The sequence below is a fragment of the Streptomyces sp. NPDC024698 genome (assembly GCF_055559015.1).
In genome coordinates, this window is the sequence record NZ_JBVHLK010000012.1 from 1 (window position 1) to 22,714 (window position 22,714).

At 66.2% G+C, this 22,714-nt stretch carries 5 protein-coding genes and 2 pseudogenes; 3 read left to right on the top strand and 4 right to left on the bottom strand.

The annotated features are described in order from the left end of the window. Positions 1-919: 919 nt before the first annotated feature. Positions 920-1,273, bottom strand: coding sequence for a hypothetical protein (locus ACZ4AA_RS24660; protein WP_467606673.1), 354 nt, complete (start codon positions 1,271-1,273; stop codon positions 920-922). Beyond that, positions 1,270-9,369, bottom strand: a complete 8,100-nt coding sequence (locus ACZ4AA_RS24665; RefSeq protein WP_467606675.1) for a ricin-type beta-trefoil lectin domain protein — start codon at positions 9,367-9,369, stop codon at positions 1,270-1,272. The genes ACZ4AA_RS24660 and ACZ4AA_RS24665 overlap by 4 nt, the downstream gene beginning before the upstream one ends. Here ACZ4AA_RS24665 and ACZ4AA_RS24670 point away from each other — a divergent pair. Beyond that, positions 9,333-10,205 (top strand): annotated as a pseudogene (locus ACZ4AA_RS24670) (transposase); the annotation flags it as partial. The gene ACZ4AA_RS24665 and the pseudogene ACZ4AA_RS24670 sit on opposite strands and share 37 nt — an antisense overlap. A gap of 17 nt (positions 10,206-10,222) precedes the next feature. Next, positions 10,223-10,342: pseudogene (locus tag ACZ4AA_RS24675) on the top strand (transposase); the annotation flags it as partial. 68 nt (positions 10,343-10,410) lie between these two features. Here the strand turns inward: ACZ4AA_RS24675 and ACZ4AA_RS24680 are convergent. Both ACZ4AA_RS24680 and ACZ4AA_RS24685 read right to left on the bottom strand, forming a co-directional pair. Continuing rightward, positions 10,411-10,740: a hypothetical protein gene (locus ACZ4AA_RS24680; RefSeq protein ID WP_467606678.1), complete on the bottom strand. Its 330-nt coding sequence runs from the start codon at positions 10,738-10,740 to the stop codon at positions 10,411-10,413. A gap of 641 nt (positions 10,741-11,381) precedes the next feature. After that, positions 11,382-18,671, bottom strand: a complete 7,290-nt coding sequence (locus ACZ4AA_RS24685; RefSeq protein ID WP_467606681.1) for an RHS repeat-associated core domain-containing protein — start codon at positions 18,669-18,671, stop codon at positions 11,382-11,384. A gap of 535 nt (positions 18,672-19,206) precedes the next feature. On the opposite strand from ACZ4AA_RS24685, the gene ACZ4AA_RS24690 reads away from it, so the two are divergent. Further along, a complete protein-coding gene (locus ACZ4AA_RS24690) occupies positions 19,207-22,695 on the top strand; it encodes a DNRLRE domain-containing protein (RefSeq protein WP_467606685.1) in 3,489 nt (1,162 codons plus the stop codon). Positions 22,696-22,714: the final 19 nt, after the last annotated feature.

Here is a 22,714-nt window from a genome sequence, read left to right on the forward strand (position 1 = left end):
CGCCCGCTGGTCCTTGCGCGGCACCGACGCGAACACATCGGCCACGAATAACCCCAACTTCACCCGGGCACGGCCCACTTCATGTGCGTCCATACTCCCAACATGCCCTCAAACAGGGACAAGCGGAAGACGTAACGGAGTCCTACTAGGGCGGCGAGTATTTTCAGGGTGGTTCGGTGCACGCGGTCACTAAACCACGGTCACCCAACGGCTGTAGCGTTGACCTCAGCCCGGCCTGCGGATGGCGCGCGTGAGCGGTGCCACGCTCGCCCGCAGGGTGGATGAGGCCCGGCAGGGCGATGTGCCGACGGAGGCGTGCGGAGCATCGCCGCACTGATCGGCAGCAGGTACGGCCGAGGGCCGCGTCCAGTCGTCTGCGTGCTTCGTCTACACCGGCCAGGGCCGCCCTGCGGGGACCTGTTGCACACCATGGGGTGTCCGCGCAGCGTGTGGATGAGCTGCGGGAGGACTGCGGTTTCCGGGAGTTCGGCGCCGTCTCCAAGAAGCCGTGCCGCATCGGCCCGCGCTGCGTCGAGGTCGCTGCGAAAGCGTGGGCTGGAGTCGCATCGGCCGTGCGCGGTACGCAGCTGCTTGCGCTCCTCCGCAGGCGGCAACGGCGAACGGGACGCAACCAGCGCTTACCGGGTCCTGCTGACTCGCGGCACCCACGCCACCCGCATCCACGCTACCGACCCCGGCCCAGCGCTTCCTCGACCGCCTCATCATCCAAGCCTCGACGGGCTGGCTCGCTGGCTCGCTCGACGAAAGAGCACCAGCCTGATGTCCGGCGCCACCGCTTCACGAGGTCTGGTCTGTCCCACGCTGCAAAACCTCAGCCCCAGCTACAACTCGCTTACTCCAGACCATATAGTCAGATGCCGATCTCATCTGACTATATGTGGCCAGTGATGGACTCATGTCAGGAAAGAATATTGACGCCGAAGCATCCGATTACTTTGAGCGGATGCGGATCAAGGTAAAGTTTGAAGTAGTGCCCTGATCGTTTGCGATCGTCTACATAGGACACAAGGAGACCCCGCTCACCCATTTCAGCAAGGCGCGTAAGACATTCCTCGGCCCCAATCGCCTGCTTGCCACGCCTTTGCAAGGTCCTCACTCTCCCCCAAAGGATACCCTCGAGCCTCGCAGCCGGAATTGGTTCGATCCCGACCTGGAAATGTGCTCCAGAATTTATCGCATCCTTGGCCAGAATGTTGACCTCGGAGTCAGCCCCGAATGCGGCCAACAGTTCACTCGCGGACACTTCGTTCATCTCGCCCCCCCGGTAACGCTTTCCCACGTCTCCCCGAAGTCAAAACTAAGTTCGTGAGCTTGGATTTCTCCTACAATAAGGTGCTCATCTTCAAATTGCGACATATCCCACTCGCTATCATGGATTTGAATATCCCTTGATGCGCCCACCGGGGGATTTACATCTGCCACCCTCAAGCGCAGGATGACACCCTCCCCAACCCACTCGCGCCCCAGGCTCTCTGCGCTGGCAACGGCAGTGTCGAGGTCGTCCGACCAAGACGTAAAAATGCTATCCGTATTATCTCCACCGACGTGATCGATGATGTCCGAGCGGCTTCCCATAGGAACCGCACGGCCTTGGACAGCGGCGCCATAACTAGTGTGCCCCTTGGCGAGACCGCGATACAAATGGCCATCGCTGAGGTCGCAACTGTCACTGGTGTTGTGTACCAAGACCGGCGTGGTGCCTGCCAGCACATAATACGTGTGGAGTTCCTGGACGGTGAGGTTCCAGCGGTTCGCCGTACCGGGTGTGACGCGAGTTGTGACGACGTAGGCATGACTGTTGGCAGCTGTGTTGAGGGCGTCTCCGTGGTGGAGTTTGCCTGCAGGGACCCAGGTATGGCTGGTGTCGTCCCAGAAGGGATGGTTGGCAGTGGTATGGAGGTTTGCGGTGTGGCCGCCCTTGTCACGGATGGTTACGTCGAGCAAGTCCGTGTCGTAGTTGATCCAGACGTGCTGGACGGTACGACCGCCCCGGTGCTTGCCCGTCTTGGGGTCAGCGGACTCGACCTGGTCGCCGGTCTTGATCTTGCCAATTGCCTTGGTCTTGCCACCTGCCATGAGGACGGGCGTAGAGGGGGAGAAGCTGCAGCGGGGTGACGACTCTGTGGGCTTCGTGCCCGCGTTCCCCGCTTCCGGTTTGCTCGGTTTGGTTGCTTCCGCGTTCGCTTCTGTCGCGTGCTCTTGCACGTTGGCGCGCTTTGCGGCGACGAGGTCAGCCGCGTCGTCTGCGGCTTCGCTCGCGGCACTTGCGTCGGCGCCGGCTGTCGCGACTGTCGCACCCCCCGCTGCCTCCTCTTCGATGGCCCTTGCGGCACTCACTCCCACGCCCACGACTACGCGGACGCCGAGGAGCATGCTGCCGCCGGCATCGGCATCCGCGGCACTGGTAACTATCCCCGTAACGCATTCCACGAAGGTGACGAGGCAGAGCCCGACACCCCCCACAGCCCCGACGGTCAGCATCCCGGCGGCCGTGTAGATCAGCTGGCCACCGTCGTAGCTCTCGCACCGGTTGGTACCGAAGTCTGCCGGCTGGCAGGGGGTCTCGCCGAGTGTCGGTGCCGGCGTCTGGGTGGAGGACGGAGTCGATCCCGTGGAAGGCGTCGGCGTGGTGGAGGGTGAGGGCGAGCCGGTGGAGCCGCCGGAGGTCTTGGTGCCACTCCCGCCGCTGTGGTGCTTCTTTTTGACGCCGCCACCGCCGCCGCTGGAGTCCACCATTTCGATCAGGCCGCTCGGGTCAGAGGAGCTGGCCGGGTTGTCGCCGGCGTAGGTGTAGCCGCCCATCTGGTTGGGGTCGCCGGCCTCGAAAATTGGGTCGGGGGTGAGGAAGCGGCCAAGGACGGGGTCGTAGTCGCGAGCGCCCAACAGGTTCAGACCGGAGGCGGGGTCGGCGGGTTGTCCGAGGAAGCCGTGGTTCTCGTCCGCGGCCACCCAGGAACTCGGCTTCGTGCCACGGGGATTGCCGAAGGGGTCGAAGGAGCGGCGGGTGACGGCCAGGGTGGAGGCATCGACGGAGGTGACAGCGGTTCCTTGGCCGTTGGCGACCTGATAGGAGACCGTCCCGGTGCTAGAGCGGGTGACGGTGGTGCCGTCCGGGCCGCTGATGTTACGCAGGCCCGTCCAGGTCTTGGCGGAGACGTTCAGGGTGATCTGCTCGGCACCACCGAAGAGATAGAGGATGCGGGTCTTGTCGACGCCGTCAACCGCGGCGGTCTGCTCGAGTAGGCCACCCTGGGCGTCGTACAGGTACTTGCTGGTATTCGTGTGGGCGCCGGAGGTGGTGGCGACGGTGGCGGTGCGGCCCTCGGTGTCGTAGGTGAAGGTTTGGCTCTGGCCTGCTGGGACGACACCTGTGGCGGCATTGGTCCAGGTCTGGCCGGTGCCGCCGCAGGCGGCGAGCGTCAGCTGAGTGCCGGTGGTGGCGGAGGCGGCCGGGTCGGTCAGGCACATCGCGGTATTGGCGTTACTGACCAGGGTGCCGGTGGTGGTGACCTTCCACTTCTGGGTGGCGTCGGTCTTGCAGGTGTCGATCACCACGAGGGCGCCGCTGGTGGTGGCGTTGCCGGTGGTGTCCAGGCACATGCCGAGGACCTTCACCGTGCCGTCGGTGCCGATCGTCCACTTCTCGCTGGTGGCGCCGTTGCAGGTGTTGATCTGCACCTTGGTGCCGGCGGTGGTGGAGCCGCCCGTGTCGTCGACACATCGCCTGACGCCACCTGTGATCGTGAATGAGCTGGTCAGCGGGCCGGTCGAGGCCACCTTCCGGCTTATGGTGGCGCCGGCATTCACGTTGCCGTGAGCAGGGTCGGTGTAAGTCGGAGCAATGCTCGCCGTGCCAGCCGGGTTGGTGAGCGTGGCCGTTCCTGCCTGGTTAGGCAGGGTCGCGGGCGCCGTGCCGTTCGCGCCGGGGTACGTGATGTTCTGGGTGGTGTCGTTGAGGGCGTTTCCGGTGGTGTCGTGGTTGACCGTGCCAGTGCGGTCACCGAGCTGGTCGTAGGTGTAGCTCTGCCAGTAGGGGGCCGGGCCCCCGACGGTGCTGGCGGTGATCGGGGCCGTGGTGGTGGTCTGCACCCGCGCGGTGGTGCAGCCGCCGACCGCGCCAGGTGTGGCCGCGTTCGGGTCGGTGATGCCGGCGGTGTCGGTCCAGGCGGTGGTCAGGCGCTGGAAGGAGTCGTAGGTGAAGCATTGGGTGTCGTGCGTGGTGTTGTCCTGCAGGTCGTCGATCGCGGTGAGTTCGCCAGCCTGGTTGTAGCGCAGGTTGGTGACGTCCAGGGCGTTCGCCGAGGTCTGGAGCATGCTGCTGGTCTGGGTGACGCGCCCGGTGGTGGCGTCGTACTGGGCGAAGGTCGCCATCTCCTTGCCGGTGCGGCCGTAGTCGGCCTGCAGCACGCGTCCGAACGCGTCATGGACGGCAGTGTCGAGATAGGCGGGAGTATTGGCGTTGTTGATGAAGCCGCCGATGCCGTCGAGATTGCCCTGCTGGGTGTAGCCGTAGTCGATGTCCTCGGCTGGCAGGTTGCCGTCAGCCTGGAAGTGCGTCGTGGACAGCAGCCCGACCGTGTTGGTGTAGCGGTTGGTGGAGGTGTAGGTGACGCTGCCGGAGGCGGGTGCGCTGGACTGGCCGGCGGCGGCGAAGCCGTCAGACGCCGGGACGGTCAGTGTGGTGCCCAGCGGCCGGTAGGCCGTGTCGTAGTCGGTGACGGCCTGGGTATAGGCGGATCCCGAAGCGCCGCCGACGTAGCGGGTGGCGGAGGTGGCGTAGCCCTTGGCCAGCGTGTCGTACACGTGGGAGACCAGCAGCTTGGACTGGTCGGGCGTGGCCGACCATGCGGCGGCGTACTCGGCCGTGGGGCGGTTGTCCCAGTCGTAGGCGAAGGACATGGCCTGGCCGCGGGCGTCGGTGGTCTGGAGCAGGTTGCCGGCGACGTCGTACTTGTCGAACGTGGTCGTGCCGGAGTTCGGGTCGCTCTGACTGAGCTTCTGGCCGAGCAGGTTGTAGGTGTACGACCAGGCGTTGCCCGCGTTGTCCTTGATCGACTCGATCTGGCCTGCGGGGAAATAGGTGTACTTGGTGGTGAAGTCGGCAGCCGCGACGGCATTTGCGGTGCCTTGTTTCCACAGCACGGTGGTGCCGTTGGAGGCGACGACGACCGCGGTGGAGTCGTTGCGGACCCGGAAGGTGGCGCCGGTGGTGGCGGTCAGGCCAGTGGTCCACAGCTGGGCGGCGGCCGTGCTGTAGATGACCAGGTTGCCGTCGGTTCCGAATTTGGCCCAGGCGCCGCCGTGGCCGGAGGTGCCCGACGACCAGATGGTCGCCCCGCTCGCCAGGGCGGACAGGACGAGATTGCCGTCCGGCTGCATCGTCAGGCGCACGCTGTCGGAAGTCAGCGATGTCCCCGACGGGATCACCGAGCCTGCGGGCAGGGTGACCGTGGAACCGGTGTTCTTCACCACGCTGCTGGTGGTCTGGCCCACTGCGTTGGTGAAAGAGGCGGTGGAACGGCCTCCAGCCGCAGCGGTGGTGTCGACCTCGTCGGCGCCCGGATAGCTGGTGGAGGTGTGCCACTGCTCGACGGCTTGGTGCCAGAGGGTCCCTTTCAGGGACCGGCCCTCGCCGTCGTAGGTGGTGGTGGTCTCCGAGGGGATCTGGTTCTCGTTCGCCGCGAACAGCGTGGTCGAGGGGAAATTGCTCGGCTCCGAGTATGGCGCGTAGGACGCCACTTGCCAGCCGTGCGAGTCGTAGAAGGTGTCGGAGATGACCCGGCCCGCGTTGGAGTCGCCCATGGCGGTGGCCTGGGTCTGACGGGGCTGGAGCATGCCGTCGTAGATCGAGACCGAAGTCGCGTACGTGCCGTCGTCTCGCAAAGTCTTCGTCGTGACCGAGGTGGGCGCGCCAGGCTGGGTGATGGTGCCGCCGGGTGCGGGTACGGCGCCGGGGTTGACGGAGTACGTGAAGGTGCGGTCCGCGCTCTGGCCGGCTGCCTTGTCCCGGCCGGGCAGCCACACCGCGGTACGCCGTCCGAGCGCGTCGTAGGTCATGTCGGTCTTGCGGCCGTTGGCGTCGATGTTCTCGGTGGGGACGCCGCGCAGCGGGTCGAGGGTGGAGGCGACGCTCCAGTTCTTGCTGTTGATGGTGGTGATGCCGGTGGGGTCGGTGTTGCCACCTGCCGAGGTCCACGACGGGGTGAAGTCGGTGTGGGTGTTCTGCCCGGTGACGTCGAGCGTGTCGGTGATCCGCCCGGCGCCGTCGTACTTCATCGCCGAGTTGGTCTGCCAGTTCTCCGTAGTGCCGGTGTAGCCGGTGGCCGTCCGCATGGCGGTGACCCGGCCGATCGCCGTACTGCCGCTTTGCTCGAGCTGCCCGAAGGTTCCCAGGCTGGTGAGGGTGCCGTCACCGTCGTAGTAGAGCTTCTTGTCCGTCAGGAGCGTGGAGGCGCTCGGTGCGGTACCGCACGGGCCACTGACGACGGTGCTCTGGTCGGGATAGGACAGGGCCATCGAGTTGCCGGACGGCGGTGCCGCGTAGGTGGTGGTGGCGCACTTCTCCTGCTTGGGATCGACGCCGTCGCCGTGCTCGTCGACGGTGGACAGGCGGCTCTGGCCGTCGAATGCGGCGTCGGTTTTGGTGTGCCGCCAGGTCCCGTCGGCGAGGCGTTCGTACTTCAGGGAGGTGGCGGATTTGATCCGGTGAGCGGTGAGGTCGGGCAGGGTGGACAGCGTCGGCTCGCTGTCACCGGGGTTGTCCTCCTGGGTCCAGTCCGTCCAGGGCGTCTGTCCTGCGGAGGCGGTGGTGGTGAAGGCGAACGGGCCGTTGACGCTGACGGCGTCGACCGTGCCGCCAGCCTGGGTGTAGGTGTCGTCCTCGAGTGCCGTGCCGGACAGCTGGTCCACGTCGGTCACGCTCAGGACGGCGTTTCCGTCGACCTTGGCGTCGACGGTGACGGAGCGCCGGGTGCCGTCGGCTTTGTAGTCGCCGTCCATGCCCTGCAGATAGGTGGTGGTCTGCTGGGTGACGGGTTCCGGGGCCTGACCGGTCTGCACGGTGACGGTGCGAAATCCGCGGAACTGGTCCCAGGTGCGGTACTGGTCGTCGGTCGTGGCCGAGTCGTCACGGTGCCAGGCGGGGGATGAGTAGCTGTAGTGGGAGACCTGGGCTTCGGAGCCGGCTGGGTTGTTCTGCGCGTTCGGCTTGTACTGGCCTGCGATCGTCAGGTCGGAGACGGCCACGCTGTTGACCGTGACTTTGTTGAACCAGTCTGCGATCGGCTTCGAGGCACCGGGGACAGTCCAGTAGACCGGGTAGCAGGAGTGGGTGTTGCTGTCCGCCTGGGAGATCGACAGGGTCAAGCCTGCGCAGGGAGCGGAGTTGTACTCGACCGCGACGGACTCCCCGGTCTCCGTCTGCACGCTGGAGATGCGCGGCCGGTACAGCGGCGGTGCGGAGGGGGAATCGTCGTTGACCCGGTTGTCGACCTCGGTTCCGGTGAACGACACCTGGTTCACATCGATGTCGCTGTTGCCGTTGTCGTAGGTGCCCTTGCCGGTGTGCTTGATCGACTGCAGCCACATGACGGCCTGCAGCATTCCGGCGTCCTTCGGGTCCACCGTGGTGCCGGTGACTGGGTCGACGGTGCCGCCCGCGTCTGAGTAGACCTGGCCCAGTTTGTAGGAGTCGACGGCGGTGAGCTGGTCGGTCGCCTTGACGTGGACCTTGGTGGTGATGGAATCCAGCCTGGTGGTGGTCCAGAAGGTGGGGCTTGAGGTGATGCACACGTCGTCGGGGACGCTGGTGGCGCCGTCGGGCAGCTTTGTCTTGTCCGTCGAGTCGCAGTGCAGGTCCCACGGCACGTCCGGCCAGTGAGTGGCGGTGCTGTCCTTGAGATTGTCGGCCGAGCAATCGGTGAAGCTGCCGGTCGTCTGGCAGCGCTGGGCCAGGCCGAGGTCCACTTCCGCGGCGGGGGTGCGCCCCGCCTGCTCGTCGGCCAGGGTATAGCCGTAGGAGATAAGGGTCAGCGCGCCGCCGCGGGTGTAGGAGGTCAGGGCACCGGTGTCGTCCGGGTCGGTCGACTTGGCCGCCTGGCCGCCGCCGAGGTCGTAGTAGTTGGACTCGGTGGTGTAGTCGTAGCGCTGCACGAATCCGGCCGGCGACACCACGAAGTCGAGGTTCCAGCGCCAGCCTTCGGGCTTGTCGCAGCGGGAGGCCTTGCCCTTGGCATCGTCGTGGCACGGGTCCGCCGAGCGCGGGTGCAGGACGGGGACCCCCCAGGCGGAGTGTGTGGAGGAGTCGTCCGGGTTCGCGGGCATGGTGGCATCGGTGCCCGCACCGCTTGGAGAGTGGTCTGCACCGAAGTAGGCGGCGGTGCCGTCCTTGGTCAGAACCCGGTAGTAGATGCCGTCGTGCAGTCCGTTGTCGGCACCGGACAGCTCCTGCACGAGAGTTCCGTCGTCACCCTGCAGCCGCCACTGCTTGATCTCGCCGTGGACGCTCGAGTCCACGCCGTCGGGCACCAGCGCTCCGGAATGCGCGCCAAAGGACAGCGTGGCGTTGTCGCCGCCCCAGCACTCGTCACCGGAGCCCTTGAGGATCTTGTCTCCGCCCGACTCGAGCAACGAGTCGCAGTGGCGGTAGGACCGTTCCACGGAACCGACCTGGTAACTCCAGCCGTCCCCGACCCAGGAAGCCTGGGAATTGCGGGCGGTGGTCTCGCCGTCGACGGACTGGGAGTCGTAACTCAGGCCGACGGAAGGCGCATTGCTGCCTACCGCAGACGGCACGGAGATCGGGTAGGAGTAGGTGAAGGAGCCGGTGGCCGACGCCTGCCAGGTTCCTGCGGCCGACAACTCCGTTGCCCCGTAGTCGCCTTGTGAGCCAGAGGTGCCGGAGGTCACGGCGAGTGCCGTGGTGCCGGCGGCAGCGGCAGCCGTCAGCGGTGCGGTACGGGCCGACATCGCCTCCGGCCCGTTCGCGCTCTCGGACGGCTTGGGAGATGCGAACTGGTCGGGCTGGGCGGATTCCGTGCCGGTGGTCGGCTTCGCGGTGGGGGTGGCGTTAGCGGACTGCGAGGGGCTGGCGCTCGCAGTCCGCGTCGAACTAGCCGTGTCGTCGGCCGGCTTGGGATCGGCCGCACCGTCGTCGCCGGGCGCAGAGGCCATGGTGACAGTCGCTGTCAGCTGTTCGGCGGCGGCCCGGTTGGTGAACTTCAGCGGGGTGGCCTTCTGGCACTCCGCCTTCTGCGGGGTGGTCAGTGCACAGCCGGGCAGCTGCACCAGCTGCAGCCGGGAGCCGTAACCGCCGCCGTACGCACGGGCGATGCTCCTATGGAGCGGCACTGACACGCTTCTTGAGCCGGGAGAACATCCAGGTCATCGAAGTCAATCAGCCTGACCGCGCCCTGCGCCGCAAGCGTGGCAAGACCGATGCCGTCGATGCGGAGGCCGCCGCCCGCGCGGTGCTATCCGGGCGCGCCGACGTGACACCCAAGACGGGCCAGGGCCCGGCCGCCGACATGCGTGTGCTCCGACTGGCGAAGGAGTCGGCCGTCAAGGCCCGCACACAGGCGAAGAACCAGCTCAAGGCCGTATTGCTCGGCATCGATCCCGAACTGCGCGAGGCACTGTCCAACCTCACCAACGCGACCCTGATCGCCACGTGTGCCGACCTTCCCGACGCCGACGACGCAGCCGTCTTCACGCTGCGACTGCTGGCCCGTCGCGTCCAGCAGCTGACGGTCGAGGTGAAGGAACTCGTCCAGCGGGTCACCAAGGCCGTGCGTCGCTGCCAGCCGCAGCTTCTGGACATCGTCGGCGTTGGGCCCGACAGTGCCGCTGCCCTGTTGATCGCCGCCGGCGACAATCCCGAACGACTGGCCAGCGAGGCGTCGTTCGCGGCACTGTGCGGCGTGAGCCCCGTCGAGCAGTCTTCCGGGAAGACTCGACGTCGCAGGCTGAACCGCGGAGGAAACCGGCAGGCCAACGCCGCCCTCTACCGCATCGTCGTGACCCGCCTCCGCCGTGACGCTCGAACACGTCTCTACCTTGAACGACGCACAGCACAGGGCATGTCGAAACGCGAGGTAATCCGCTGTCTCAAACGCTACGTGGCCCGAGAGATCTACCGCCACATCCAGCCGACCCAGGCCTTCGCTGCCCCGCCTGCTGTCGCTTGACGCAACATATGGGCATCTTGAACACCCATCGTGCCGCCGGGATGAGGAAGTACGCGGCCGACCACGAATGGCTCACCATCATCCAACTGCCTTCCTACAGCCCGGACCTGAACCCCGTGGAAGGCATCCGGAAGCTCCACCCAACAATGCGCCGGTGGAGCTTCCAGAATTGATGGAACGGCCCGGCAAGAAGGCCAGAATCGCGCTACTCCAAATTTCCGAGAGTCCCCTGCGGACCCTCCGCCACGATCGCACGAAATGCCTCGACCATGGCTGCCACTCCCCCCTTGGGCACGATCACGAGATCAGAACACTGGAAGAAGACTCCACCGCCATACTCGCCGGTTTCCCTCCATCGATTCATCACCGTTTCGATCGCACCAAGAGTCATGAAACTTGCACTCCACCGGGTGCCGTCAGGGAGTCGCAACTTGGCATCAACGTCCTCTACTGTTTCCGCCGCGTCATCGGCACCGAGCATGAAAAGCGCAGTGAACTCAGGTTCCCTGACGACGTGGTAGATGCCGTCTTCCACAGGTTCGACGTGATTACTGTCCATAAATCTGCTTCAGCCTCGCGATCACCTTGGACTCGTTCCCCTTGTCCGCCTTGCCGACAACTTGTATGCCGCCGTCAACATTCCGGAAGAAGAGCCGCCCACCGTTTCGCCCTCGCGCGTAGGTCACGTCCGTGCCTCTGAAGAACTTTTCCGCGGAAATATGAATCCGGGTAGAGGAGGTAAAGCGCTGACTGACAGGTGGTCCAAGTCTCTTTGTATATCCTGACTCTTCCCTGCCTACTGGGCCGCCGCGCGGTGCAGAACACCGACGCCCCGAACGCCGACGTCCGCGAGATGGGCGAGCTATGGGTCACACATACCAGGACATCAGGGCCATTCCGCGCTCCCTGGCATGGTGGCGCGAATCAGCCCATCACAGGCTCGATCTGCTCCCAATCCGTGGGAGTTCCCGGACCTTGGTAGGGCTGGACATACTGATAGAGCGTGCCATCAGGGATTCCCTCGGGTGCAGAGTCGCCGAGCCAAACAGCATCACATTCACGGCATATCCAGAGGCGACGTCCGCCCTCAATGAATCGGAATGCTGAAACATTCCCCACGTTGCAACGGGTACACAGAATCACGAATTACCTCTCTTCGGGGTATATAGGAATGACCTATACCGGGTGAGCCGTAATGATTCTACTCGAACCCGATTCGGTGATGATCTTAATGTCTGTCTGCCCCTGTGTACCGATTGTTCGTCCCATGGGGACGATGTACTCATCCGTACCGCCGACCGTGAGTGGTGTTCCTCTGAGCTCCCAAGCTTCATCCAAGGTACTCAGTAGCTCGCGACCGTGGCTGTTGAACTGCGTATGCGTCGCCTTTGAGGGGTCGGTGGCCCCTTGCGTTCCGTGCCTTAGTACGTGCCTTAGACGGTGGCCGTCGGCGGAACCAGGGTTGTAGATCAAACCTGCGGGAGACAACATTGATCCGTTTCCAAGCGGAGTCATGTTGAACGGGCAGTTGCTGTTGTGAACGAGGACCGGCGTGGATCCCGCCAGCACATAGTACGTGTGCAGGCCGTCGACGGTGAGGTTGTATGTCCGGGTGTGTTTGGTGAAGGGCCTGTTGCCTGTGACGATAACCGTGTGACCGGTGTTGGTGCGCAGGGTCATGCCGGGTTTGAGAGCGCCTGCTGGTATCCAGTCGTGCTGGGATGGGGACCAGAAAGGGTGTCCGTGCGTGGCTGTGAGTTTTTCTATGCCGTTCTTAGTGGCGATGGACAGCTCGTTGAAGCGCTTGTCGCCGTCGGTCCTGATGAGCCGTGTGACTGCCCGGGGGCCGGATTTTCCGGTCTTCGGATCGGTGGCCAGGACCTTGTCGCCGAGTTTGATGTCCTCGATGTTCTTGGTGGAGCCGTCTGCCATGAGGACGTCCGTGCCGGCGAGGAAGCATTTGCAGTCGACTGTTCGCCCCGAGACGCTTCGGGTTCCGCCTCGACTGTGGCCGGTGTACGCAGAGACGCTGTTGCTGTTCCCGAGCGCTGCGCCGCTCGCCATCGCTTCGATCACGGTGGCAGGGCTCATCCAGAGTTTGCCGCCGTTGCAGCTGGCGGAGCAGGCTCTGGCCTTTGCGACGAAGCGGTCCTGGGCTCCCATGTCGATGCCGTTGGCGTCCGTGTGGGGTGCGTCGCAGTAGTAGCCACCGACGCGGCCGGAGCAGTTTTCCTCCATCTGCATGCTGATGTCTGCTGCGATGGATTCGGCTTGTGGGTGGTTGGCGCGCAGGAGGATGCCGGGGTAGAGGGTGAGGTACCACTCGTTGTTCTTGCGTACGAGTTGGTTGGAGTCGCCGTGGGCGGCGGCGGGGAGGTCTCCGATGTATCCGGCCCCGTTGGAGTGCTCGACGCCGACTCCGCCGGCGTGTTGAGGGGCGGTGGTCACATACTGCTTGTCTCCGCCGTTGGAGCCGGTGCCGCCGATGGGGTAGCCGATGCCGCAGATGTCGGCCATGCACAGGCCGGAGGGGTCGGAGTGTGCGACGGGGTTGTTGTCGGCGTAGGTGTACCCGTTCATCTGAAGCGGGTCTGCAAGGTCGATGACCGGGTCGGCGGAGAGGAAGCGGCCGGTGTTCTGGTCGTATTCACGGGCGCCGAGGTGGGTCAGGCCGGTGGCCGCGTCGTCGATGCCCGAGCCGAGATAGCTGCGCTTGTTGGGCCAGTTGGCCGGTTTGGCGCCGCGCGTCTCCCCGTACGGCTTGAAGGCTCTGCGGGCGATGGTCTGACCGGAGGACAGTTCCACGGAGGTGTTCGCCGTGCCGAGGGGGTCGGCGATCAGGGTGCTGAGTTTGTGGCCCGTCGTCGCACCGTTGGTGGCGGTGCGGACGACGGTGGGCGCGCCCGCCTGGCCGTAGGACCGTGAGGCGAGGGTGATCGTGCCGGAGGTGTTGGTGGTCACCTCTGTCTCGCCCAGGTACAGGGTCGAGCCGGTGGAGGAGTTCTCCAGGATCCGGTTGCCGGCGGCGTCGTAGACGTAGGTCGTCTTCTTGCCGTCGTCGGTGATGGTGTCGAGCTTGTTCTCGGACGTCCAGGCCAGGTTCTGGGTGGTGTTGGCCAGGTCGCGCAGGGTGGTGTTGCCGCTGTCGTCGAAGGTGTAGACGCTGCCCTTGCCGGTGGGGGTAGAGCTGATCGAGGTGGCTGTGTGCGGCTGCTTCAGGTACGACGGAGTGGTTCCGTTGCCGGTGACGGTCTTGCCGTACCGGTAGGCGAAGCTGACGTTCTTGGCCGGGTCGGCCGTGTCGTGTTCGGTCTGCGTCGCCCGGTTGCCGAGCCAGTCAAAGGTGAAGGACTGACGGTAGGCGGTTGCGCCGGTAGAGACGGTTGCCGTGTCGGGGGCCGCTGCCGCGAGCGTCGACGTCAGCGAGGGGTTCGGGCTCGTGACGTCGGCTGCGTCGTCCGGGGCTTCAGCCACCGGTCCTGACGAGGTTGCGTAGGAGGCGCGGTGCCCCCATGTGGTGCCGTTCGCAGCCTTGCAGCCTGTGCCGTTCTTGTCCGGATTGATCTTCGACGTCCAGGCGTGCACCAGCTCACCCAGAGCGTCGTAGGTGTAGCACTGGTTGTCCCAGGTACCGTCCGCCGGGTCGCCGAGCTGACGGGCGTTGGAGGTGATGGTGCCGGAGGCGTCGTAGGAGTAGAAGCTGTCGGCGATGCGGTGGGGGCCGGCGCTCTCCCGGTCCGCCACGGTCCGCTGGAGGCGGCCGGTGTGCGGGTCGACGAAGTTGGTCGTCCAGACACGGTTGGGCTGCGATCCCGAGACGGTGCGCAGCGGCTCGCCGTAGGGCGAATAGGTGGCGTCTGCCGTGTACCAGGTCTGTCCGGAAGTGGATTCCGGCAGACCGTCGCTGTCGTAGCGGCTGACGACGCGCTCACTCGCCAGACCGCCCACCGGGGGCAGGGTGACCGACTGCTGCGCACCTGTGGGGGTGTAGGTGTAGGAGTAGGCGTAGGTGCCGGACAGCCCGGTGGTCATCGAGTTGGCGGGGATGACGGTCTCGGTGCCGGTGGGACGGTATTCGGTGTCGTAGCCGGTGACGCGGTTGATGTAGTCGCCGTTGGCGGTGTGCCGGATCGAGCTCACCGGCAGGCCGATCGCACCCGGCAGGCTGTCGTAGGTGTACTCCTTGACCGGTGTGGAGGTCGCGGAGCCCTGCCTGACCTTGACGACGCGTCCCAGGACGTCGTACTCGGTGAAGGTCTCCTGCTGGCGCGCGTTGCGGACACGGTAGGGGCGGTCGGCGTCGTCGTACCAGGTGTCCGTGGTGCCGGTGTCGGGGTCGGTCGCGGAAGTTATGCGGCCGCGGGCATCGTAGGTATAGGACCAGACGTTGCCCGCCGGGTCAGTGGCCTTGACCTGGTTGCCGCGCGCGTCGTACTCGTAGGTCGTGGTGCGCCCGCTGCTCGCCGAGGAATCCGTCGTCGAGTAGTGCTTGACGGATGCGACCCGTCCCAGCGCGTCGAATGACGTCAGGGTCGTCGGGGTGGTCGATCCCGGTGGGTTCACCCAGGTGCTGGTGTCGTTGTAGGTGGTGTAGGTGGCGTACTTGTAGTCGCCGTCCTGGTAGACCGATGCGCGGACCTCGCGCTCCAGGCCGTCGTAGCGGTGTTTGGTCCAGCTGGCGATGGACGATTTCGAGCGGGGGGTGAACAGGTCGGTGCCGGGTTCACCCACGGCGAGGTAGGCGCTGGTCTGCTCGTTGACCAGGCCGTGGTCGTTGTAGGTGGTGTCCGCGATGATCCGGCCCGGTCCGTGGGCCTCGGACTGGGTCTGGACCGGACGAGCCAGCCCGTCGTAGAGGGTGACCTGGCGGGAGTAGGAGCCGTCGTTCTTGAGTGACTTGACGGTCACCGCGGCCGGACGGTTCACCTTGGATGTGGCGATCGCCGTCTGGTAGGAGATCTCGACATCGGGCGACTTGCCGCCCGAGGAACGCGACGAGGAGAAGCCTCGTACCAGGCGTCCCAGCGCGTCGAACTCGCTTCGCTCCACCCGGTTGTTGGCGTCGGTCACCGTCAGGGGCAGGTTGCGGCCCGGGTCGTAGGTGGTGACTGTCGCATGGTTCATGTTGTCGATGGCCTTCACCGAGGTGACCGGGCCGCCCGAGTCGCCGGGGGTGTACTGCTTCTCGGTGGTTCCAAGGCCGGGGGCCGTGACCGTGCGGACTCGGCCCAGCGGGTCGTACGTCGTGGTCACGGCGGCGGTGTAGCCGGTGCCGGCACCGTCGTTCTGCGTTGTCGAGGTCACCTGGCCCTTGGTCGGCGTCGCACCGTAGGCGAGCTTGTCGTAAGCGGTCTGCGCTGTCCCCTGGAGCTTGGTGGCGGGGTCCGCCGTGTCGTAGTCGGCGCACGAGGTGGCCATGGTGCGCTGTTCCTTGGGCAGGCCGATCAGCCAGGCCGTGGTGTTGTGCACGTACGACGTCTTGGTGCAGGACTGGTCGGAGAGGGTCTCGCCGCTTCCGTTGGGCTTGACGACGGAGGTTTCTACCTCGGTGGGCAGCCCGTAGGTGTCGTCGACACTGGTCAGCGTGCGTACGCTACGCCAGCTCGAGTCGACGGACTGGATCTCGTCGGTCCGCTTGATACCCGTGCGGTAGGCGAGAAGCGGTTCCCCCGTGGTGCCGTCCTCGTTCTCGCGGGAGCGGGACGCTGTCTGCTTGGACCAGGGGAAGCTGAGGCCGCGCTTGAGGATTTTGCCGTCGGAGTCGCGGTAGGTGATGGTCTCCGCGGTCATGCCCGCGTACTGCGGCGCGTCGTCCGTGAGCAGGGTGTAGGTGCCGGTGGAGTCCTTGACCGTGCCGCCCACACCCTGGAAGTAACGGGTCACGGTGTACGACTGGGACTGCGCGACGCCTTCCTCGGAGATGGATTTGCTGCCCTTGGTGGCGGTGACCTGCCGGTAGCCGTGCCAGTCGGTGTAGGTACGCAGTGCGGGACGGGTGAATTCGTCGTCGCTCTTGGCCCAAGCCGCGTCCTGGTAGGCGTACTTGGTGAAGACCGGCTCTCCGTGGGAGGTGACCTTGTCGTTCTCGGTGACGGAGTCGACGACGTACTTGTTGAACCAGGCCTTCGCCGGTGTCCTCTCGTCGCCGTCGGGCGACCAGCGCACCGGGTAGCAGGTGCCGTTGGCCTTGCCCTTGTCCTCCGTAGGCGGGCTCGTGCAGCCGCCGGTGTACTCGACCTCGATGTCCCCGCCGTTCTCGGTGGAGACCATGCCGATGCGCGGGCGGGTGAAACCGGGACGCGGGTCGTTCTTGCCGTTGAGCACCAGGTTCGGCAGCTGCCGGTCCTTGAGCCGTGCGCGCAGCGGAGAGTCGGCGCCGACGGTGTAGGGGGCAAAGCTGATGCCGTCCGCCGACTGAAGGGTGCCGGTGGTGTCACCGGGCGCGTATCCGGTGCGTGTGATCGAGTTGAGCCACAGGCCGGGCGAGGTGTCGTACCAGTCCGCGGGGAAGGACTGACGCAGCGTGTACTTGTCGACCGGGCCCAGGCCGCTCTGCCCGGCGCGTGCCGCCCTGGTCGTCACGGTGTCCAGACGCAGCTGCGTCCAGAAGGAAGGGAATGGTGCGCACAGCTTGGAGGTGGACTTGCAGTTGAGGTTGCCGGGGGTGTCCCACCAGGGCCGGTAGGCGCCCGGGTCGTCGGTCTTGGCGAAGTTCGCCGCGTCGCAGGCTGTCTCGGACTTCAGGCAGCGCTGCTTGGCCCCGAAGTCCACGGTGGCCGCCGGCTTGGTGAGGTCCGAGCGCATGCCGTACTCGATCGTGGTCGGGTACGCGTTGCGGTCATACTGCTCGGGCGACTTGAACTTCTTCTTCACCGCGTAGTAGTTCGTCTCCTGCTTCCAGTTGACGACCATCGTGTTGCCGTTGACGTCGACGACCTTGTCCAGGCCCCAGTACCAGGCCTGCTGCCTTCCGGAGCCGCACCGGGAGTCGGCGAAGGTGTCGGCGTGGCAGGGCTCGCCGGGGTGGTTGCCGAACACGGGGACGGTGGAGACCGAGTGGGTGTCGGCGTGACCGCCGCCGACACTGTTCTGGCCGTAGAAGTACTGGGTGCCGTCAGTGGTGGTGACGACCCAGTACTCGCCGTTGTTGTCGTCGTTGCTCGCGCCGGTCCGGTGCTCCACCCGGGTTCCGTCGTCCTGCTGGGGCCGGTAGATCTCGGTGTCCGTCTCCGGCTTGCTGCCCGGGGCGGCGTCCCGGACCAGTTCCGTGTTCCGGCCTCCCAGGGACATCACCGCGTTGTACGAGACCCAGCACAGGTCGGACGTCTTGTCCTTCTTGGCTGTGTTGTTGGGAGTCCCGGAGTCGAGTGTCTTGCTGTCGTCCTTGCAGGTGCGGTAGCGGCGCTCGATGTGCCCGGGGTCGTAGGACCAGCCCTCGCCGATCCATGAAGCCTGCGGCGAGGAGACCGCCGTACGGCCGTCGACGGCCTGGGAGCCGTACTCGAAGGAGACCTTGGGCGCCGGTCCGGCCGGCGTAGGTGGCGTGATCAGCGGGTACGACCAGCTGAAGCCGCCCGACGAGCCTCCGGCGGCCCACTTGCCGTCGGAGGCGAGCGGCGTCGCCTTGAACGATCCGCCCGCACCGCCGCCGGAGTCGACGGCACCGACGACCGCCGTGGCGCCGGCCACCGCAGGAGTCGCCGCCGCCGACGTGCGGTAGGCGGCCTGGGCGACGCCGGACTTCGCGGTTCCCGTGGACGGGGCGGCTGCCGGGGTCACGGCGTCCTGGGCAGTCGGGTCGACGGTGGCGGTCAGGGACTGAGCGGCGGGGTCGTTGGCTGTCTCCAGCTCCTCGTACGCCTGGCACGCCTCGTCGTCCGGTGTGGTCAGGTAGCAGTCGGGGAACTGCACGAACCGCAGACGCGAGGCCCAGTCGGCGCCGTAGAGGCCCTTGAACTTCGAGTAGTCCAGCTTGACGGAGACCGGTACCGAGCCGGTGGCGGGGGACTGGACGACGAGGACCGTGCCGTCCACCCCCTGGCTGACCGGCGCCGCGCGATCGGGGATGGTGACCTGCCACGTGCCGGTGGGGGCTGGCTGGTCGGGGGCCTGGCCGAGGCTGACGGGCAACTTGCCCACCGGCTGGAGAGCGGCCGGGTCGGCTGCCGCCGAGGAGGCGCGCGCCGAGGTCGTCGTGGCCGCCGTACCGCCGAACGTGACGGAGTCGCTCAGGCTGGAGGGCGGGGTCACCGTGCTCGAGGGTGCGGCGAGCAGGTCCTTGGGGACGTCGGCCCTCAGCGTGTCGAGGCGCCTGGGGGTTGTCTTGCCGGGGACGGGCAGATCACGTTCGAGGTCCGCGAGATCCAGAGTCGCGCGCCCCGTCTCCGCCGTCGCCGGACCCGGAGGCACAGCCAGTGCCTGCGCGGGCAGCAGGCCCACCAGCAACGCGGCCGCCGTGACGGGCACGGCTGTGCGCGCGAGGCGGCGTCTACGGACATGTGGAAGTCCACCGAACACGGCGAGGTCCCCCCGAACCATTGGAGCGGGACCAGTGACGGACCACGCATGACGATGCATCAGACAGTTTGGATTCTGTGATCACGCTGTGAGGAAACGCCAGACGTGTAGGGGTGATGTGAGCATGATCACGGAAGGTAACGCGGCGCTACACAACGAACAGGAATAAATGCCAAGCAAAGCCATGCGAATGGACTGTTACCGCTTTAGTTTCGTTCGACGCTAATGCGGTCATATCCCGTCATATCGCCGCGCATTATGGCCCGATTGGCTATAATTTGCCACCCGTGGAAGTTGACGGATCATCAAATTTCGTACTCCGTAGCCGACTTCCTCCCGGCGCGTCGGACACAGGCCGAGCTCCCGCCCCGTTCGGGCGCGAATTGCGCACAGGATGACGACAGCTCCTTCATAGGTCATCATCGGCTGGCCCGGCAGCGTTGTGTCTCGCGCCGGATTCCATGGGGGAAAGGGAAGCCGTCCGATGACGCTCAACTGGCGCCGTATACCCGGCCGTCGGACCAGTGCGGCACTGCTCGCCACCGCAGTCGCCACGACCGGCATCGTCTACGCGGGCCTTCGGCTGGACACCGGCGCAGAGGACCACGGAGTCACTGGGAACGACCGGAGCGCAAGGACGGTCACCGAAGCGGAAGCCGTCGACCAGGCACGCCGGACGGGCAAGTCGGTCGAGGTCGCTTCCGCGCGCACCACGCACTCCACCACCTGGGCGCGTCCTGACGGCCTCATGACGAAGCGGCTCTACTCATCGCCGATCCGGGCCAAGGTGGGCGGCGAGTGGAAGAAGATCGACCCGAGGCTGCACCGCACCAAAGACGGATGGGAACCGGCCGCCACCAACACCCGGATGGTGTTCTCGCCCGGCTCCGCCGCCGGACGCGGCAAGCAGCGTGCTTCACGCTCGGTGACCCGCCGGATCGCCCTCCTCAAAGGCGCAGACACGGCCGACACCGGGACCCCGCTGGTCACCCTCCACGTCGGCGACGGCACCTACGACATCCAGCTCACCTGGCCCGGCACCGTTCCCGCGCCCATCATCGACGGCAACCGCGCCCTGTACCCGGAGATCTTCCCCGGTGGCGACCTGGTGCTCACCGCCGACGACGACGGCTTCGGACAGCTCATCGTCCTGAAGAACCGACAGGCGGCAAGCGACCCGCATGTGCGGCAGCTCGCCTACGGCCTTCACTCCGCCGAGCTCACCTTCCGCCTGAACCCGGCCTCCGGGATGGTCAGCGCCGAGAACCCGTACGGCGAAGAAGTCGCCGTCTCCCCCACTCCCCTGATGTGGGACAGCAGCGGCGCGCCGGCCGACACCGACGGCACCGTGGGTGTCACCGCCCAGCCCACCGAGCCCGAGTCCCCGGATCCCTCGGATTCGGCCGTTCCCGACCCCAGTGACAGTCCGACAGCCACGGCGGACGACCCCGTCGAATCCGACGAGCAGAGCGACACCGACGTCGAGACGCTGCCCTCCGCGAGCGACGGTCCCGAGCCGACCGTCTCGGAGTCCCCGCTGCCGTCCGCACCCGCGGAACCGACCCCGGAACCCTCGCGAACCGGCTCGGCCGCCACGCTGAGCCTGCCCTCCCTGGACGGACCCTCTCCCGACTCCCGAGGCGACCTGGTGGAGAACGATCTGTCCGCAGGACGCTGGACGATCACTCCGGACCAGGACTTCCTGAACGACCCGGACACCACCTACCCGGTGTTCATCGACCCCTCGGTCAAGAAGCACGTCCAGAACTGGACCACCGCCTACGACCGGCATCCCACAGCGACGTTCTACAACGGGAAGGGCTTCAACAAGGGAGGCACCCACGAAGCCCGCGTCGGCTTCGAATCCGACACGTGGGGAACCTCCCGCTCCTTCTTCAACATCGGCTTCGACAAGGACCTCAAGGGAACGAAGATCACCAGCGCTAAGTTGCACCTGTTGGAGACCTACTCCTGGTCGTGCAGCGCCCGCTCGATGAGCGTCCACCTCACCGGTGAGATCAACGCCCACACCAACTGGCGGAACGCGCCCAGGCTCACCGACGGCAACAAACTCGCGACCAAGAGCTTCGCGCACGGCTGGAAGGCATCGAGTTGCCATGACGCCTACGAAGCCTTCGACGTGAGGAAGGGCGCCCAGGAGACGGCCGACGACGGCGACGACACCATCACTTTCGGACTGCGCGCCCGTGACGAGCATTCCCAGTACGCCTGGAAGAAGTTCCAGGCCAACGGCGACAACGCCACGTACCTGGCACTCGTCTACAACCGCAAGCCCGTGATCGTCTCCAACTCCCTCGACCTGGGACCGGACGCCAAATGCACCACCACCAAGCCCTACGTCCGGATGGGCTCGGGCAATCTGACCTTCACCGCCAAGGCCACGGACAAGGACAAGAACCTCAACTACCTCGACTTCGACCTGTGGCCCACGGGCCAGTGGGAGAGTACCGGTGACCTCCTCAAGTCGACCGGCAAAGTGTCCGTCGGCGCCGACACCGGTACAGCACTGAAGACGACGAACAACTTCTCCACCAGCACGCTCAAGAACGGCACCACGTATTCGTGGCGGGTCCGAGCCCTCGATGATGCCGGAAGCTCGTCGGCGTACTACCCGCTCAAGGAACCCTGCCGTTTCGTCCTGGACACCGCGGCACCCCATTCGCCCGTGGTCACCTCCAACGACTTCCCCAATGCCGACGCGGCCGAGGACGGATTCGGCAGCGGCGCCGAGGACGCGATCTGGAGCACCAAGAAGTTCGGCACTCCCGGATCGTTCACCTTCCGCGCACTCGACACGGACGTCGTACGCTACGAGTACGGCTTCAACTCGCCCACCTATACGGGCCAGATCCCGCGTACGGCCGGCACCGCCACCAGCGTCAAGGCCACCATCACCGACGCCAAGCCGCCGACCGCGGGCCCCAACGTCCTTTACCTGCGCGCCCTGGACAGTGCGGGCAACTACTCCGACCCGGCGAAGTACTTCTTCTACGTGTCACCCCGCGACCAGGCCGACGCGCCCGGCGATTTCACCGGCGACAAACTGCCCGACCTGATGGCGGTCACGGAGGGCGGCAACCTCGCCCTCTATCCGTCCCAGGCCGACAAGGACGTGACCAAGGGGACAGGCGACCTGGACTACTCCATGGCGGGCGCCTACCGGGCCAACCCCGACAAGGACCCCAACGGCACGGACGACGAACCGCCCTACGTCGCCGCGCCCTCCGGTCACTTCAAGGGTGCCCTCATCACCCACAACGGTGACATCATCGGCGGCGACGGTCTTCAGGACCTCGTCGTCCGTCTCGACGGCAAACTCCGGGTCTACCCCGGAGACGGCTATGGCGCCGTCAACATCGACAAGCGGCGCGAGATCCTGTTGCCGGACGGAGCCCCCAGCCCCGCCGACTTCACCCAGATCATCAGCGCCGGCGACGCCACCGGCGACGGACGCACCGACTTCTTCGCCACCGTCAAGGGTGCCGGCGATGACGAACTCTGGGCCTTCACCGGCTACCACGGAGCCACCATCGACCAGGCCGTCAGGCTGTCCGCCTCCGCCTGGAAGGACCGCGACCTCGTCACCGCTCAGGACATCACCGGCGACGGCGTCACCGACCTCCTCTACCGCACCGACGTGTCCGCCCGGCTGCTCCTGCGCAAGGGCATCGCGGCGAGCGGCGGCGGAGTGAACCTGAACTCCCTGGCATCCGCGGCGAATTCCTCGGGCGGCGTCGACCTCGAGTACGGGGCATCGGGCTGGGCCAGCAGCAGCTTCCCGTTCGTGATCGGCACGCCAAGCGCCGACGGGGACACCGTGCCCGACATCTGGGCCGTCCGCTCCGACGGATCCGTACGCTTCGTCTCGGGCGTCAAGACCAGCGTGACCGGATCCGGAACCGAGGTCATCGCCCCGGCCGACTACTGGAAGACCCGCATCGCCATCGGCTGACCGAACCCCCTGGCCAACG